A 16,242-nucleotide genomic window follows, 5' to 3' on the forward strand; every position below is an offset into this window, starting at 1 on the left:
AGACCCGTCTGATTTCTATCCCAGTTCCAGGGTCGTTACGCCGAACAACCGCTGCGGCCCAAGCTTCGGGGCTGGGCCCTTGTACATGCGGGTGGTGGTGAAGGTCGGCGCAAAGCCGGCCGCATCAAGCGCTGCAATGAAGTCCAGTTTGGTGGCTGGAACGTCGACGCTCAGGTCGCCGCCCTCGCAGGCACCAGCCAGTCCGTCCAGCAATCGCAGAGCGATTTCCATGTCGTCGGCAAACAGCGGGCCGATCTTGAAGCCGGATCGACACCGGCGCGCCACGCCATAGCCGTTGATGCCGCGTGAACTGATCGCCGCCAGCCCGTGATGTGGCGGCCGCAGCCAGCGCTGCAGAAAGGCACGTCGGGGCGCGGGAAAGCAATGCGCGTCATAGGCGATGATGTCGGGCACGAGCTCAGTCTTCACCGTCCTCAGTCCGTTGGCTCTGCCCGATGGGCCTGCCTTGCGGCCGCTATAGCGGATGGTCTCGTAGGCCGGGCTGAAGCCCTTGCGCCGGTAATTCGCCTGCTGCTCGGCGACGCCGTCGAGGCCGATTGTGCGGCCGGCAAGTCTCGTCATTCCGGCGTTCCACACCGCCTTTGCGTAGCCTTTGCCGCGCATGTCCGGCCGGCAGATGTAGAGGCCGATGAAGCCGAACTCGCTTCCATAGGCCACCGCCGAGATTGCCGCGACCATTTCGTTGCCTACAAAGGCGCCGATGAAGCCTTCAGGGTCCGCGGCCTGGAACATCGCCGCGTCTTCAAGGCCAGGATTCCAGCCTTCCGCGGCCGCCCAGTCGACGAGAACAGCCAGCTCCTGCAGCGAAAGCGTCCGGATGGTCGGCTTCATGCACTCACTCCGCGGCGGCTATTCCGGGTGAGAAGGATTTCAGCACACCACGATAGGGCTTGGCCAGCGGGCTTGCATAGGCGCCGCGCTTCGATGTCGACAGGCCGAGCGAGATCAGCGCCTCGGCCTGCTTGAGTGCTGCACCGACGCCGTCGATAACCGGCAGTTGGAACTCCGCTTGCAGCCGGTGTGCAAGGTCGGCCATACCGGCGCAGCCGAGCACAATGGCCTCGGCGCGATCCTCTCCGATCGCTCGGGCGATTTCGTCGCGCAGTTTTCCGACCGCGCCGGATGCCGGGTCCTCCAGCGCAAGCACGGGGATGTCCGCGGCGCGCACGCGGACGCGTCCCGCCATGCCGTAGCGATGCACCAGCCCCTCGACAGGTACAAGCGAGCGTTCGGTGGTTGTCACCACGGTGAAGCGCTGGGCAATGAAAGCAGCGATGGAAAGCGCCGCCTCGCAGATGCCGATAACGGGGATACCGGCCATGGCGCGTGCCGCATCAAGGCCGGTGTCGTCGAAACAGGCGATGATGGCCGCCTGCGCGCCGGCACGCTCGCCGGCGGCGATCTCCATCAGCAGGCCCGGCACGGCCAGTGCCTCGTCATAATAGCCTTCGATCGATACCGGTCCCATGGACGAGGTGACGGCAACCACTTCCGTCCAGGCGCCGGCGACGGCGCGTGCGGCGGCCGCGATGGTCTCGGTCATGCTCGCCGTCGTGTTTGGGTTTACCACCAGTATCTGCACGTCACGCGCTCGCCCGGCGGCGGCCGACATAGAGGATGGCGCCCAACGTTGCCAGGATCACCAGGAACGAAAACACCGTGGTCACCGTGCCCAGCGCGTAGAGGACAGGCGTCGTGACATTGGTGGTCATGCCGTAGATCTCGAGCGGCAGCGTGTTGAAGGTGCCTGAGGTCATCAGCGTACGCGCGAACTCGTCGTAGGACAGCGTGAAGCCGAACAGGCCAACGCCGATCAGGCTCGGCGCGATCATCGGCAGCACGACATGGGCGAAGGTCTGCCAGGAGGTGGCGCCGAGGTCGCGTGCGGCCTCCTCATAGGCCGGCGAGAAGCGGTTGAAGACGGCGAACATGATCAGTACGCCGAACGGCAAGGTCCAGGTCAGATGCGCGCCGAAGGCGGACGTGTACCAGGCCGGACGAAAGCCGATCTGCTGGAAGACCACGCCGATGCCCAGTGAAATGATGATCGAGGGCACGACGAGGCTGGCGACAGCCAGGTAGAACAGCGCTGTGGCGCCGCGAAATTTCTGGCGGAAGGCGAGGCCCGCCAGCAGGGACACCACTACGGTGACGATCATCACCATGACGCCCAGCACCAGCGAGCGCTTGAAGCTGCCGCCGAAGTCGCCGACGGCCTGGCGCTCGAACAGATTGGCGAACCAGTGCAGCGACACGCCGTTGAGCGGGAAAGTGAGGCCACCGGTCTCGCCCTGGAACGAGAGGATCAGGATCGCCGACAGCGGGCCGTAGAGGAACAGCACGAACAGCGTGAAGAAGACCGCCAGCACGTAGAAACCGACAGTGCGTTTTTCGTGGCTCACGTCAGAGCTCCTTGCGGATGTCGACGACGCGCAGGATGCCGGCGACCATCAAAAGCACCAGCACGAGCAGCACCACCGCATTGGCCGCGGCGGCCGGATATTGCAGCAGCGACATCTGGTTCTTCATCATCAGCGCGACGGAAGCGCTCTGGCCGCCCGACATCACCTGCACGGTGGAGAAGTCGGCCATGACGAGCGTGACGACGAAGATGGTGCCGATCGCCATGCCCGGCTTGGCCAGTGGAATGATGACGTTCCACAGCACCTGCCAGCCGGAGGCGCCCGCGTCGCGCGCGGCCTCGACCAGCGAGCGGTCGATGCGCATCAGCGTGTTGAAGATCGGCGTCACCATGAACAGCGTATAGAGATGCACCATGGCGAGCACGACCGCGAATTCCGAATAGAGCAGCCATTCGATCGGTTTCGGCACCAGCCCCAGATGCACCAGCGTCGAGTTGATCAGCCCGTTGCGGCCGAGCACGGGAATCCACGAGATCATGCGGATGATGTTGGAGGTCAGGAAAGGCACGGTGCAGACCAGGAACAGCACCATCTGCATGGCCGTGGTGCGGATGTGGAAGGCGAGGAAATAGGCGACCCAGAAGCCGATGAACAAGGTCAGCGCCCAGACGATGGCGGCGAATTTGATGGTATTGAGATAGGTCTTCCAAGTAACCCACGAGCCCAGAACATCGGAATAGTTTGTGGTCAGGAAATCCGGATACATGGCGGCGAAGTCGTAATCCCAGAAGGACACGACGACGATCATGATGATGGGCAGGAGCAGGAACGCACCAAGGATCAGCGCCAGAGGCGCCGACTGGAGGTAGGGCGTGACGGCGCTGACGAAGAAGCGTCGTTGTCGGACTTGTTTCGCGGCGGCGATTGCGGGACGTTCGATCGCGACTGTCATTAATGCTCTCGGTTTTTCGCGATGCGGCTGAGCCGCGTTCCCTTCTCCCGCAAGGGGAGAAGGGGTAGAGAAGGGGCGCTTGTTCCTTACGCCGCGATGAACTCGTTCCAGCGCTTCACCATGTAGCGGTCCTCGTCCATGACCGAGTTCCAGCAGGCGACCTTGCCCATGCGCTCCTCGAACGAGCCGCCGTCGCGCACCGCGCCGGCCTTCTCCATGACCGTGCCGTCCGGTGCCTTGATGTCGCCCTTGGCCGGCTTGCCTTCGATCCAGTAGCCCCACTCGTCCTCGGTCATGAACTTCTTGGCCGAGACCATGTTGGCCGAGTAATAGCCTTGGCGGTTGAGATAGCCGCCGACCCAGCCCGACGTGTACCAGTTGATGTATTCGTAGGCAGCGTCGAGCTCGGCGCCCTTGAGATGGGCGGCAAGGCCGAGGCCGCCACCCCATGAGCGGTAGCCTTCCTTGAGCGGCTGGAAGCGGCAGGCGATGCCCTTGGAGCGCACGGCGGCGACGGCCGGTGACCACATCGACTGGATGACGACTTCGCCCGACGCCATCAAATTGACGCTCTCGTCGAAGGACTTCCAGAAGGCGCGGAACTGGCCGGCCTGCTTGGCCTTGATCAGGAAGTCGATCGTCTTGTCGATCTCCTCCTTGGTCATGTTGCCCTTGTCGGCATATTTGATGTTGCCCGTGGCTTCCATGATCATCGCCGCGTCCATGATGCCGATGGAGGGGATGTTGAGAATCGCGGTCTTGCCCTTGAAGGCCGGGTCCATGATGTCGGCCCAGGTGGTGATGTCGCGGCCGACAAGGTCGGGGCGGATGCCCAGCGTGTCGGCGTTGTAGATAGTGGGCACCATGGTGAACCAGTTGGTCGGTGCCTTGGCGAAGGTCTTTGAGTCCTGCGCGTCGACATAACCGACTGTGTGCGGCGCCGTGCCCTGCGCGATGACGCTGTCGGGCGTCAGTTTGCCGGTTTTGAACAGCGGCACCAGTTCCTCATAGTACTTCAGTTTGCTGACATCCATCGGCTGCAGGACGCCGCTCGGGAACACCTTCTTGCAGATCCAGTATTCGATGTCGGCGATGTCGTAACTGTCGGGCTGGGTCACGGCGCGCTGGGCAGCGGCGTCGGAATCTGTCGCCGTCATCTCGAGCGTGATGCCGAGATCGGCCTTGCACTTGTCGGCGATGGCGTTGAGGTTCGACACGCCGGTGCCGAACTGGCGCAGCGTGATGTTGGATTGCGCCCAAATGGTCGGAAAGCCTGATATGGCACCAGAGCCGGCGGCAAGACCGACGGCAGCGGCACCCGTCTTCAGCAGCGAGCGGCGCGAAATACCCGCCTTGGTTTGCGTAGTGTTTGTCATCCTATTCCCCTATCTTGTTTTGCTTGGTTGACGTCATGAATGCAGGCGACCGAGGACGATGGCATCCTCGGAATCCCAGGCGACCGGTACGGCGTCGCCAATGGCGACGGGTTTGGCGAAGAAGTCGGAATCGTCGATGATGACGGTGAAATCGTCGATGCCGGCGCCGGTGACCGACAGCTTCACCGTGGCGCCGCGATATTCGATGTTGGAGACGATGCCGGTGAAGCCGAGGCCGGGCGAGGGCGCCTCGCCGATGCGCACATGGTCGGTGCGGATGGCGATGTCGATCGGCGCTCCCACGTCCTGTGGCCGGCCACTGGCGGCAAGCGAGCCGCCGCCATTAACGTCGAAGGCGACCATGGCGTCGCGTTCACCGGTGACCCGGCCGGAGATGACATTGTGGTCGCCCATGAAGCGCGCGACGAAGGCGGTGGCCGGCCGCGCGAACACGTCGCGCGGCGCCGCTGCCTGTTCGATGCGGCCGTCATTCATCACCACGATCAGGTCGGCGAGCGCCATCGCCTCCTCCTGGCTGTGGGTGACGTGGACGAAGGTGATGCCGAGTGACGCCTGCAGCTTCTTCAGCTCGGCCCGCATGCGGATCTTCAGGAACGGGTCGAGCGCGGAAAGCGGCTCGTCGAGCAACAGCGCCTCTGGATCGGTGATCAATGCGCGAGCGAGTGCTACGCGCTGCTGCTGACCGCCGGAAAGCTGCGCGGGCCGGCGCGTCGCATAGGCCTCCATCTGCATCAGCTTCAGCATGTCGAGCGCCTTGGCACGACGCTTTTCCTTGTCGACGCCCTTCATCTTCAGGCTGAAGGCGACATTGTCGATCAGGTCGAGATGCGGGAACAGCGCATAGGACTGGAACATCATCGCCGTGCCGCGCTTGGCCGGCGGCAAGTCCGTCACCACCACATTGCCGAGGCGGACATCGCCGCTGGAAATGCTCTCATGGCCGGCGATCATGCGCAGCGTCGAGGTTTTGCCGCAGCCGGAAGGGCCAAGCAGGCAGCAGTAGGTGCCGGCCGGGATCTTGAGGCTGATGCCCTCGACGGCGGTCGTCGTTCCATAGACTTTCGAAACGGACACAATGTCGATTTCGGCGGCTTTGGACATCAGGCTTCCCCATTTGGTCGCATTAACCAAAGCATCATGCGTGCCAATCGCGAGATGACTGGCCAAGCACTTGAATCGTCGGGAAAATCAGGATTTTTGGACGGCGCCTATCAGGCGGGCTGTTTGTGCATTGCACAAATTATGGGCGATTGTCGGCGATCTCTACCCAAATCGTATGCAATCTTTTTTGCCTTCGTGTCCACTTTGCCTCTCGTGCAGGCGTCAAGAGTCGCGTTAGAAGGGGACGGAAAGAATTCCCGCCATGAACATTGCCGACCAGATCTATTCCGCCACCGACAGCGCCACGCAGGATCGTGCCCGGGCGATCCGCGACCAGTTGCGCGACGCCATCGTCGACCGCCGGCTGGCGCCGGGCACCAAGCTGTCGGAAGGTGAGGTCGGCACACTGTTCGACGTCTCCCGTACCGTGGCGCGCGCGGCGCTGCAGATGCTGTCCTTCGAAGGGCTGGTGCGCACCGAGCGAAATCGTGGCGCCTTCGTCGCCAACCCATCGCCGGAGGAGGCGCGCCAACTGTTCGCCTCGCGCCGACTGATCGAACCGGGCATTGCCATCGCCGCCTGCGGCCGTGTCACCGCTACCGACATTGCCGCATTCAAGGCGCAGCTCGACGAGGAGGGCCGCTTCATCGCTGAGCGCGGCCCGACCGCGCGGCGTTCCGAAATCAAGGCGTCGGGCGATTTCCACTTGCTGCTCGCCGCCGTCGCCGGCAATGCCATCCTGCAGCGCTTCATGGAGGAACTGGTGGCGCGCTCGTCATTGGTCATCGCGCTTTACGGGCGGTCTGGCATATCGGCCTGTGGGCACAGCGAACACACGGAAATTGTCGGCGCGCTGGAGAGCGGCGATTGCGGGCGGGCGAGCCGGCTGATGCTGCACCACATCGATCATATCGAGGCCGATCTGGATTTGCGCGTCAGGGCCGGCCCGGCGCTGAGGGAAGCCCTCAATTTCTGAGAGCTAGCTTTCGTCCTCGGCAGGCACTGCTTGTCCCACCGCCTTGCGGCGCAGCATCTTGGTCAGCTTCCAGATCGTCGGGCTGTTCTTGATGAAGGCCTTGAGCCCTGCGCCCTGCCTGAGCGTCAGCGACAGCACGCGGCCCTTCATAGTCAAGGGGATCAGCACCTCGAAATGCTGGGTTTCGATATCGCACCACAGCCGCTTGTATGGCTCGTCGCCGACGGAGAAATCATAGACCTCGAAACCGCTCTCGCAGGCTTCCTGGATGTTGTCGAAGAACAGGAAATCGCCGGGGCTGGCGTGACCGAGATCGTCCTCGGCGATCGCGCCGAACTCGCAGATCAGGCGCTTGCCCGAGCGGCTCGATCCAGTGATGGCGCGCAGCTTGCCGGCAACCTCGAGCCCGTGCAGCACGAAGGAAGGTTTGTCCTCGGCAAGCGCTTGCACGAACAGCGCGCGGAAGAAGCCGCGCACCTGCTCGCCGCCGAAGACGTTGGTGATGCCCATCTTGCGGAAGCGGAATTCCTTCATCTCGAAAAAGGCGTCGAGCAGCCTGGTCACCTCGTCCGCCGTACGCGCCTCGATGCGCCGATGGCTGCCGACGGCCTCGAACTTCCGGATCTGAGAACGGTGCTTCTTGCGCTTGCGTTTGCCGCTGGCGCGAGAAAGCAGCGCATCGAAGCCGCCGGCAAGGTCGACGGCCAGCGACAGATTGGGGCTGGCAAAATGGTCAAGCGAGGCGAGGGGATTGGCGACGCCGTCGAGATCGGGCAGCAATCGTTCCAGTGCGACGAGATCAATGTCCGGGCGTGCCCTGGCGATGGCCGCCAGCATCGATCGGACGGCCTGGATATCCGCCCTGGCCAGCCAGTCCGCATCGCCGGCGACGAAGTTGCCATTGGCGTGGCGCCCTCCCATGAAGCGGGCGACGCGGAATGGACCGCTGGCCGTGACTTCCAGCGCCAGCGAAAAGACCGGCCTGCCTTCGGCGCTCAGCGTGGTGACGAGCAGGTCCGATCCGGCCTCGGCGGCCCAGTTCAAGACCCAGGCAGCACTCTGCGCCGGTGCGAACAGGGCCGAGCGGCAGAACTCGGCATAGGCTGCGAGCCCGTCCGTGGACACCACTGAAATCGACAGGCCGGCATGTTCCCGTGGCAAGGCGCGCGACGACGCCTCGGTCGCCGCAAGCCGATTGCCGTCAAATGACGCTGAAGCGTCAACCATACCTCAATCCTTAGGGCGTATTGATCGCGATTTGGGGTTCGCGCAGGCGCATTCCGTGCTTGGATCAGCCTAGGCGCAAAAGGTGAATGAATGATCGACGGCGGGGAGGCAATCCGGAAACTGGCGCTGAACGTCGCCCGCTATACCGGTCTTGCACCGCTGGCCAAGCCGTTCATCGGCGGCATTGGCGCCATCCTGATGCTGCACCGCGTCACCGCGACGCCGGAAAAGCCGCACAGCGTCAACCGGCATCTCAATATCGCGCCCGGTTTCCTCGATGCCATGATCGCCGACATGAAGGCGCATGGCTATGTCTTTGTCTCCATGGACGAAGCCGTTGAGCGCATCAAGGCAGGCGGCAAGGGTGGCCAGTTCGCAACCATCACCGCCGACGACGCCTATCGCGACAACATGACCGAGGCGCTGCCAGTGCTGGAGAAGCACGGCGCGCCGATCACCATCTATGTCGCGCCCGGGCTGATCAACGGCACCGCCGACCTGTGGTGGGATGTGGTCGAGGACATCGTCAACGCGCGGAATACCTTGTCGCTGACAGGGCCGAACGGTCCCCTGACGATCGATTGCTCGACACCCGCGAAGAAACTGCAAGCCAATGCACGCCTGCACGCCTATCTCACCTCCGAAGTCCGCGAGGAGGATCTGCAAGCGGTGCTGCGCGACCTGGCTAGCTCAAATGGTGTTGACGCCGACGGTCCGCGCTTGCGGACATTGATGAACTGGGACGAAATCCGCAGCATCGCCGCGCATCCGCTGGTGACGATCGGCGCCCATACGATCAGTCACAGCAATCTGAAGCGGCTCTCCGAAACCGATGCCCGGCACGAGACCGGCGCCGTGCGCGGCATGTTGCAGGCCGAACTGGGCGAAAAGCCCGGCCATTTCGCCTACCCCTATGGCTATGCAAGTGCTGTGGGCTGCCGGGAAGTCGGCTTTGCCCGCGACGCCGGCTACGCCTCCGCCGTAACGACGCGCCACGGCGTGCTGCGCGCCGAACATGCCGGGTTCCTGCATGCCTTGCCGCGCATTTCAGTCAATGGCCGCTACCAGAGCCTTGCCCACATCCGTACCATGCTGTCGGGCGTGACGACGCCGCTCGCCAATGCAGGGAAGATGCTCGTTACCATCTGACGGTGACGGGTTCCGCTTAGCGCTTGGCCCGCGGCTCCAGCATCAGCCATTTGATGATGCCCATCGCCGGCAGCACCCAGAGCAGGCCGCTGAGCAGGAAGAACAGAAAATGCACCCACGGGCCCGACTCCGACAGCTGGGCGACCGCGAAGATCGATGCGACCAGCGCATAGATGATGACCAGCGCAATCAGCAGAAACATTCCGATCAGCTTTTTCAGGCGCAGGGGCATGATTGGTCTCCTGTCGAGGATGCCGGCAACTCGGACAAGGGACCGGGCAACCTCTGAGTGTTGGCCTCGCATAGGCCCTGGCGCGAAGCTGTGCAACCGGTGAGACGCGGCGCGACGGCGTGCCGCGCCGCATGGCCTTGCCAGCACGAGAGCGATGGTCCACCAATCCGCCAAACCAACCTGCCGGGACAAGACCATGGCTGCCATACCAGCTGCCGCGCCATTTGTGGCCCGCGACCGCGACCTCCACAATCGGGCGCTGCTGCGCGGCTGGCTCTATGTGGTGGTGGTGATGCTGTTTGCGCTTGTGCTGGTCGGCGGCGCCACCAGGCTGACCGATTCCGGCCTGTCGATTACGCAATGGAAGCCGATCCATGGCGTCATACCGCCGCTCAACGACGCCGAGTGGCAAGAGGAATTCCAGCTCTACCAGCAGATCCCGCAATATGCCGAGCTCAACAAGGGCATGAGCATTGAGGCGTTCAAGTCGATCTTCTGGTGGGAGTGGGCGCACCGCATCCTGGCGCGCGGCGTCGGCCTGGTCTTTGCCTTGCCGCTGCTGTTTTTCTGGACAACGCGCCGCATAGAGCGTGGCCTGGGGCCGAAACTCGCCGGCATCCTCCTGCTTATCGGCCTGCAGGGCGCCATCGGCTGGTGGATGGTGGCCTCGGGACTGATCGACCGGGTCTCGGTCAGCCAGTACCGTCTGGCCACCCATCTGACACTCGCCGCGCTGATCTTCACCGCGACCATGGTCGTGGCGCGCGGACTGGCGCCGCATTCCGAACCCGCCGCCGATCGGTCGACGCAGAGGCTGGCCGGTTTCATCGTGTTTCTGGCGCTGATCCAGATTTATCTCGGCGGCCTGGTCGCCGGGCTCGATGCTGGCCTGAGCTACAACACCTGGCCGCTGATGGACGGCAAGATCATCCCGGGCGATCTCTTGCTGCTCGAGCCGGCATGGCGCAACTTCTTCGAAAGCCCGAAGACGGTGCAGTTCGTGCATCGGCTCGGTGCCTACACGGTGTTCATCGTGGCCCTGTGGCACGTGATCGCCACGCGCCGGAGGCTGCCAGGCTCAACCCATGCCCGCCGTGCGACGTTGCTGTTTCTGCTGGTGCTGGTGCAGGCCTCGATCGGCATCGGCACGCTGCTGATGCATGTGCCGCTGCATATGGCGCTGACCCATCAGGGGTTTGCGCTCATCGTGTTGGGCTTTGCATCAGCGCATTGGCGCGGCACCAAGGGCGCCTATCCCTTGCGGCACGAAATCGCGCTCAGGAGCTGATCCCGAGCCGATCGGCCAGTCAGAATTCAATCCGCACCGTCCGCCGCGGCGTTGCGGCAGGCGGAATTCGACGTCGAGAAGACGACATGTTCAAACGAGCAGCATGCCGTGGCCGTCTCGGCAATGAATTCGGGCGCGCTGACCTTCCAGCGCGCCGGAAAGGCTGGCGCATCCATCAGAGGCCGAGCATCAGGTCCATGTTCTGGACGGCGGCACCCGAGGCACCCTTGCCGAGATTGTCATAGACCGCCAGCAGCAGGGCCTGCGCCCGTTTGTCGTTGGCGAAGACGTAGACCTTCATCCGGTTGGTGCCGTTATAGATTTCCGGATCGATCTCCGGCATGCGCTCCAGGTGCACATAGGGCGCCACCTCGACCACGCCGCCCTTGATGGCGGCGAAATGGTCGGCGATCGCCGCTTGCAGCTCCGCACCCGTCGGCACATGGTCGAGGCCGCCGAGTTGCAATGGCACGACCGTGATCATGCCTTGCGCGAAATTGCCGACCGCCGGCTGCATGATCGGATCATGCGACAGCCTGGCATAGGCCCTGAGTTCCGGCACGTGCTTGTGCTGCAAGGTGAGGCCATAGGGCAGGAATTCCGAGGCGTCCTCGCCCTTGGCGACATAGTCCTCGATCATCGGCCGTCCGCCGCCCGAATAGCCCGAAATGCCGTTGACGGTGATCGGGAAGTCCGCCGGCAGCAGGCCGGCGGTGACCAGCGGCCGCAGCGTGGCGATCGGTCCCTGCGGCCAGCAGCCGGGGTTGGCGACGCGCTTTGCCGAGGCAATTGTCTTCGCCTGCGTCTTGTCCATTTCGGCGAAACCATACGCCCAGCCTTCCGCCACGCGATGCGCGGTCGACGCATCGATGACCTTGGTGGTGTCGTTGGCAATCAGCGAGACGCTCTCCTTCGCCGCATCGTCGGGCAGGCACAGGATCGCGACATCGGCGGCATTGAGGAACTCGGCGCGCGCGGCTGTTTCCTTGCGGCGCTCGGTCGGAATGGAGATGATCTCCAGGTCGCCGCGCTCGGCAAGCAGCGCCCGGATCTGCAGACCGGTGGTGCCGTGTTCGCCGTCGATGAAGATTTTCGGTTTCATGGATCGATCAAATTCCCTGATATTTCAAGACTATATGCCCTGACCTTGATTCACCGCGGCACCGTTGTGGCTGCCGTTGTTGTTCAACTCTTCAAGCCGGGCCTTCCGCTCCGCCAGCAGGCCGAGATATTGCATGGCCACCATCGAGCCGGCGATCGCCGTTATATCGGCGTGATCATAGGCCGGCGCAACCTCTACGACATCGGCGCCGACAATATCGATCTGGGTGAGCTGGCGCAGCGTCGACAGGATCTTCGCCGACGACGGCCCGCCGGCAACCGGCGTGCCGGTTCCCGGCGCATAGGCCGGATCGAGGCAGTCGATGTCGAAGGTGAGATAGGTCTTCTTGCCGCCGGTGCGGTCGACGATGGCGTAGGCGATATCGGACGCCCGCATCTCCTCGATTTCATGGCCATAGAGGATCTTGATGCCGAACGTGTCGGGCGCATGAGTGCGGATCCCGATCTGGATCGAGCGATCTGGATCGATGATGCCTTCCTTGACGGCGCGGCCGACGAAGGAACCATGGTCGATGCGCTTGCCGTCGTCCGGCCAGGTGTCCTGATGCGCGTCGAACTGCACCAGGGCGAGCGGGCCATGGATGGCGGCATGCGCCTTGAGCAGCGGCCAGGTGACGAAATGGTCGCCGCCGAGCGTCAGCAGGAAGGACCCTGATTTGAGGATCTTCGCCGCTTCGCGTTCGATCGTACCGGGCGTCTTCTGGTGATTACCGAAGTCGAGCAGGCAATCGCCATAGTCGACGACCGCCAGATGCTCGAACAGATCGCGTGAAAACGGATATTGCGGGTCGTTGTCGAGGATCGCAGAGGCGCGGCGAATCGCCTGCGGCCCGAAACGGGCGCCGGGCCGGTTGGTGACGGCGGCGTCGAAAGGAATGCCCCACACCACCGCGTCCGCGCCCTTCACGTCCTTCGTGTATTTGCGCCGCATGAACGACAGCGCGCCGGAATAGGTCGGCTCGAATGCGGCGCCCGTCTTGGAACGGGCGGTGAAGGCGTTGTCGATGTTGTTGTTCGCCATTACGGATCCTCGTTTTTCATCGGGGTGCAACAACTACAGAAGCGGCACGGAAGATGCCAGTCACAGCTTGGCGAGACGGAATGGTGCTGCGCGAGTGCACGTGGCGCCTCATTGATATGCCGGCCATGGCTTGGTTCCGCCGGCTCTCGAAACGCATCTGACGCGTTCCGCTAGCCGGCTTCGTTCACCGAGATGTCACGGGCATCGCCTATCCGGGTTTCGATCCGGCAAGGAGCGATTCTCGATGCGGACCCTCTGGCTGAGCCTTTTGTTTTCCGCGGCACTTGCGGCCGCCGCTGGCCAGGCCTTGGCCGGCGAGACCCGCGCCAGACAGATACTCGACCGCTTCGAGCATGCCAACCAGTGGCGCGACCACGTGATGGTGGCCGCGCATCGCGCCGGCAGCATGCAGGCCGGCAAGACGCTCTATGCGGAAAATTCGATTGCCGCCGTGGAAGGCTCGATCGCCATGGGCGCGGAGATCGTCGAGGTCGACATCAGGCGCTCGAAGGATGGCGAGTTCGTCGTCATGCATGACAGCTGGCTTGACCGCACCACGACCTGCAAGGGCGAGGTGGTCAAGCGCACGCTGGCCGAACTGAAGACCTGCCGGCTGGTGGTCGAGGGCACCGGCGTCGTCACCGATGAAACGGTTTCGACGTTGCGCGAGATGCTGATGGCGACCCGAGACAGGATCCTCATCAACCTGGATAACAAGCTCGACGTTGGCGATCTCTCGGGCATGATCGCGGTCGCTCGCGATCTCGGCATGGCCGAGCAGGTCATCGTCAAGGAGAACCTGTGGAACTCCACCCGGATTTCAACGGTCAAGGCCGCCATGGGCGCCATCGGCGGCGGCTTCCAGTTCATGCCGATCATCGCCGATGACGCGGTGCACGATGCCGGTTTCGCCGAGACGGTCGACCACGCCTTCTCACCGCGCGCGATCGAGTTGATCAACTGGCGGGCGGGCGCCGAGACGCTGACCGAGGCCGGCGGACCGCTGTTCAGCACGCGCATGCGCGCGGCCGCGGCGAGGGGCAATTGGCACATCTGGGCCGATACCTACGCCATCGTCAACAAGCCGGGCGGCTTCCTGGCCGGCGGCCGCGGCGACGAACTGGCTGTGCAGGCCAGCCTGCCGCGCGAAAGCTGGGGTTTTTGGGCCGATCGCGGCGCCACCATCATCCAGACCGACGAACCGAAGGCAGCCATCGACTGGCTGGCGGTCAACGGTTTTCGTGTTCCCTATGCCGACAAGGCGCGGCCGGTTGAGCCGGCGAATACGGCAAGTATCAATTAGGAACGCTGGCGCCGGGTGACTGCCGAGCCCTAACAGGAAGGCCTTGCTCCCCAGTGGGTCGCCCGCCCTCAAGCAGCCATCGCTATGCCATCCAATTTCCTGAGCACGTCGTCCGAAAGCATCAGTTCGGCAGCAGCGAGGTTCTCCCTGAGATGCCCGACAGACGATGTACCGGGGATCAGCAGGATATTGGGCGCGCGGTGCAGCAGCCAGGCGAGCGCGACCTGCATCGGGGTGGCGCCGAGGCGCTTCGCCACATCGGACAGCGTCGAAGACTGCAGCGGGTTGAAGCCGCCGAGCGGAAAGAACGGCACATAGGCGATACCGTCGCGGGCAAGATCATCGATCAAGGCATCGTCGTCGCGATGCGCCAGATTGTACTGGTTCTGCACGCAGACGATCTCGGCGATCCTACGTCCTTCCTCGATTTGCGCAGCCGTCACGTTGCTCAGTCCGATATGCCTGACAAGCCCCTTTTGTTGAAGCTCGGCCAGCACGGTGAGCGGCGCTTCGATCGATCCTTCGGCGGGACCGTGGGGGTCGAACATGATGCGCAAATTGACCACATCCAGCACTTCGAGCCCGAGATTGCTTAGATTGTCATGCACCGCCTGGGACAACGCTTGGGGAGAGAAGGCCGGCAACCACGATCCATCCGTGCCGCGGCGGGCGCCGATCTTGGTGACGATGACCAGATCGTCAGGGTAGGGTGATAGCGCCTCACGGATCAGAAGGTTGGTGACGTGCGGACCGTAGAAGTCGCTGGTATCGATATGATCGACCCCTTGCGCCACGGCGTCGCGTAGCACGGCCAATGCCGCGTCATGGTCCTTCGGCGGCCCGAACACGCCGGGTCCGGCGAGCTGCATGGCGCCATAGCCGAGCCGCTTTACGGTGTGGCTGCCAAGGGTGAAGGTGCCGGCCTGTTGAATGTTGGACATGATTGATCTCCTTTGAGGAGGCAGAGATAGGCCCTGCTCAATCCTATGATAATCGGCTACTATCCACACGGGCTGTGCGGAATTGCGAACAATGATGGACCTCAGTGATCTGAACGCCTTCGTGGCGGTGGCGCGCGCCGGCGGCTTACGCGCGCGCCCGCGGGCCAGCGGCGGCAGCGCCTCAGGTTTGAGCGAGGCGGTGCGTCGCCTCGAGACACAGCTCGGTGTCAGGCTGTTCAACCGCACGACGCGCAGCGTTGTCCCGACCGAGGCGGGCCTCAGCCTGCTGGAACGGCTCGGCCCGGCGCTGTCGGAGGTCGAGGCGGCGCTGGACGTGGTGAACGGGTTTCGCGACAGGCCGGCGGGCTCGTTGCGGCTCAACGTGCCGGTGAGCGCGGCGCGGCTGATATTGCCCGACATCGTGCCGGATTTCCTCGCCGCCTATCCCGGCATCCGGCTGGAGGTGATCGCCGACGAGAACTTTGTCGACGTACTCGCGGCCGGGTGCGACGCCGGCATCCGTTACGACGAGCGGCTGGAGCAGGACATGATCGCGGTGCCGATCGGGCCGCGCGTGCAGCATTTCGCCACCGCCGCCAGCCCTGCCTATCTCGATCGCCATGGGCGGCCCGAACACCCGAGCGATCTGCTCAGCCATTCTTGCGTGCGCGGCCGCTTTGCCAGCGGTGCGATGCTGCCTTGGGAATTCGAGCGCGACGGTGAGGTGGTCCGGGTCGATCCGACGGGGCCATTGATCGTGCGGATCGGCGGGGCGACCGATCTTGCCGTCGATGCGGCCATCGCCGGCACCGGCGTCATCGGCCTCTTCGAGGGCTGGCTTCGCCCTTACTTCGACAGCGGCGCGCTTGAGCCCATTCTCGAACCGTGGTGGCCGAGTTTTCCCGGACCGTTTCTGTATTATCCCGGTCGGCGCCTGGTGCCGGCCCCGCTACGAGCGTTCATCGATTTCATCAAGGGCGGCAGAACCTGAGAGCTGGCGCCAGGCATGACCTGCGCCCGCGCCATCACCCCGCCCCGGCGCTACGCGCCGACCTCCCCATCGAGGTCCCATCGAGGGGAGCTATAGCGCCGCGCTCTTCTACCTCCCCTTGATGGCGAGGTCGCGCCGAAGGCGCGGGTGGGGTGACT

The 16,242-nt window shown here is 63.8% G+C and carries 17 protein-coding genes; 5 read left to right on the forward strand and 12 right to left on the reverse strand.

Translation table 11 applies throughout. The features are described 5' to 3' along the window. Positions 1–15 precede the first annotated feature (15 nt). From NKG99_RS21070 to NKG99_RS21095, 6 genes are all read right to left on the reverse strand, one after another. A complete protein-coding gene (locus NKG99_RS21070; RefSeq protein ID WP_352870554.1) occupies positions 16–852 on the reverse strand; it encodes a GNAT family N-acetyltransferase in 837 nt (278 codons plus the stop codon). Between the two features lie 4 nt (positions 853–856). Next, entirely contained in the window at positions 857–1,603 is a 747-nt protein-coding gene (locus tag NKG99_RS21075) for an aspartate/glutamate racemase family protein (RefSeq protein ID WP_352870602.1), read from the reverse strand. A gap of 1 nt (position 1,604) precedes the next feature. Further along, positions 1,605–2,423: an ABC transporter permease gene (locus tag NKG99_RS21080; RefSeq protein ID WP_352870555.1), complete on the reverse strand. Its 819-nt coding sequence runs from the start codon at positions 2,421–2,423 to the stop codon at positions 1,605–1,607. A 1-nt stretch (position 2,424) separates the two neighbouring features. Further along, positions 2,425–3,336, reverse strand: a complete 912-nt coding sequence (locus NKG99_RS21085) for an ABC transporter permease (RefSeq protein WP_352870556.1) — start codon at positions 3,334–3,336, stop codon at positions 2,425–2,427. A gap of 86 nt (positions 3,337–3,422) precedes the next feature. Then, positions 3,423–4,712 (reverse strand): ABC transporter substrate-binding protein, encoded by a 1,290-nt coding sequence (locus NKG99_RS21090; protein WP_352870557.1) that lies wholly within the window; start codon positions 4,710–4,712, stop codon positions 3,423–3,425. A 33-nt stretch (positions 4,713–4,745) separates the two neighbouring features. Beyond that, a complete protein-coding gene (locus NKG99_RS21095) occupies positions 4,746–5,834 on the reverse strand; it encodes an ABC transporter ATP-binding protein (RefSeq protein WP_352870558.1) in 1,089 nt (362 codons plus the stop codon). Between the two features lie 262 nt (positions 5,835–6,096). Here NKG99_RS21095 and NKG99_RS21100 point away from each other — a divergent pair, with 262 nt between their 5' ends. Then, positions 6,097–6,810 carry a GntR family transcriptional regulator gene (locus NKG99_RS21100; protein ID WP_352870559.1) on the forward strand — a complete coding sequence of 238 codons (714 nt, stop codon included), beginning with the start codon at positions 6,097–6,099 and terminating at the stop codon, positions 6,808–6,810. Positions 6,811–6,813: 3 nt separating this feature from the next. Here the strand turns inward: NKG99_RS21100 and NKG99_RS21105 are convergent, their stop codons facing one another. Then, positions 6,814–8,037 carry a GNAT family N-acetyltransferase gene (locus NKG99_RS21105; protein ID WP_352870560.1) on the reverse strand — a complete coding sequence of 408 codons (1,224 nt, stop codon included), beginning with the start codon at positions 8,035–8,037 and terminating at the stop codon, positions 6,814–6,816. Between the two features lie 90 nt (positions 8,038–8,127). Here NKG99_RS21105 and NKG99_RS21110 point away from each other — a divergent pair, with 90 nt between their 5' ends. Further along, positions 8,128–9,186, forward strand: a complete 1,059-nt coding sequence (locus NKG99_RS21110) for a polysaccharide deacetylase family protein (RefSeq protein ID WP_352870561.1) — start codon at positions 8,128–8,130, stop codon at positions 9,184–9,186. 16 nt (positions 9,187–9,202) lie between these two features. Here the strand turns inward: NKG99_RS21110 and NKG99_RS21115 are convergent, their stop codons facing one another. After that, positions 9,203–9,418, reverse strand: coding sequence for a DUF2842 domain-containing protein (locus NKG99_RS21115; protein ID WP_023759866.1), 216 nt, complete (start codon positions 9,416–9,418; stop codon positions 9,203–9,205). A gap of 196 nt (positions 9,419–9,614) precedes the next feature. On the opposite strand from NKG99_RS21115, the gene NKG99_RS21120 reads away from it, so the two are divergent. Then, entirely contained in the window at positions 9,615–10,706 is a 1,092-nt protein-coding gene (locus NKG99_RS21120) for a COX15/CtaA family protein (RefSeq protein WP_352870562.1), read from the forward strand. A gap of 26 nt (positions 10,707–10,732) precedes the next feature. Here NKG99_RS21120 and NKG99_RS21125 read toward each other — a convergent pair whose 3' ends face one another. From NKG99_RS21125 to speB, 3 genes are read right to left on the reverse strand one after another with little or no spacing between them, the layout of a single operon-like run. Continuing rightward, complete coding sequence (locus tag NKG99_RS21125; protein WP_352870563.1) at positions 10,733–10,882, reverse strand: hypothetical protein; 150 nt, start codon at positions 10,880–10,882, stop codon at positions 10,733–10,735. Then, complete coding sequence (gene argC / locus NKG99_RS21130) at positions 10,882–11,808, reverse strand: N-acetyl-gamma-glutamyl-phosphate reductase (protein WP_352870564.1); 927 nt, start codon at positions 11,806–11,808, stop codon at positions 10,882–10,884. The genes NKG99_RS21125 and argC overlap by 1 nt, the downstream gene beginning before the upstream one ends. Before the next feature lie 30 nt (positions 11,809–11,838). Continuing rightward, positions 11,839–12,849 (reverse strand): agmatinase, encoded by a 1,011-nt coding sequence (gene speB, locus NKG99_RS21135; protein WP_352870565.1) that lies wholly within the window; start codon positions 12,847–12,849, stop codon positions 11,839–11,841. A gap of 244 nt (positions 12,850–13,093) precedes the next feature. On the opposite strand from speB, the gene NKG99_RS21140 reads away from it, so the two are divergent. Beyond that, positions 13,094–14,152, forward strand: a complete 1,059-nt coding sequence (locus tag NKG99_RS21140; RefSeq protein ID WP_352870566.1) for a glycerophosphodiester phosphodiesterase family protein — start codon at positions 13,094–13,096, stop codon at positions 14,150–14,152. A gap of 68 nt (positions 14,153–14,220) precedes the next feature. On the opposite strand, the gene NKG99_RS21145 is transcribed toward NKG99_RS21140, so the two are convergent. Next, on the reverse strand, positions 14,221–15,093 hold the full coding sequence (locus NKG99_RS21145; RefSeq protein ID WP_352870567.1) for an aldo/keto reductase family oxidoreductase: 873 nt from the start codon (positions 15,091–15,093) through the stop codon (positions 14,221–14,223). A gap of 91 nt (positions 15,094–15,184) precedes the next feature. Here NKG99_RS21145 and NKG99_RS21150 point away from each other — a divergent pair, with 91 nt between their 5' ends. Beyond that, a complete protein-coding gene (locus NKG99_RS21150) occupies positions 15,185–16,084 on the forward strand; it encodes a LysR family transcriptional regulator (RefSeq protein WP_352870568.1) in 900 nt (299 codons plus the stop codon). Positions 16,085–16,242 lie beyond the last annotated feature (158 nt).

Origin of the sequence: Mesorhizobium sp. M1409 (genome assembly GCF_040317535.1) — a bacterium.
GTDB lineage: Bacteria > Pseudomonadota > Alphaproteobacteria > Rhizobiales > Rhizobiaceae > Mesorhizobium.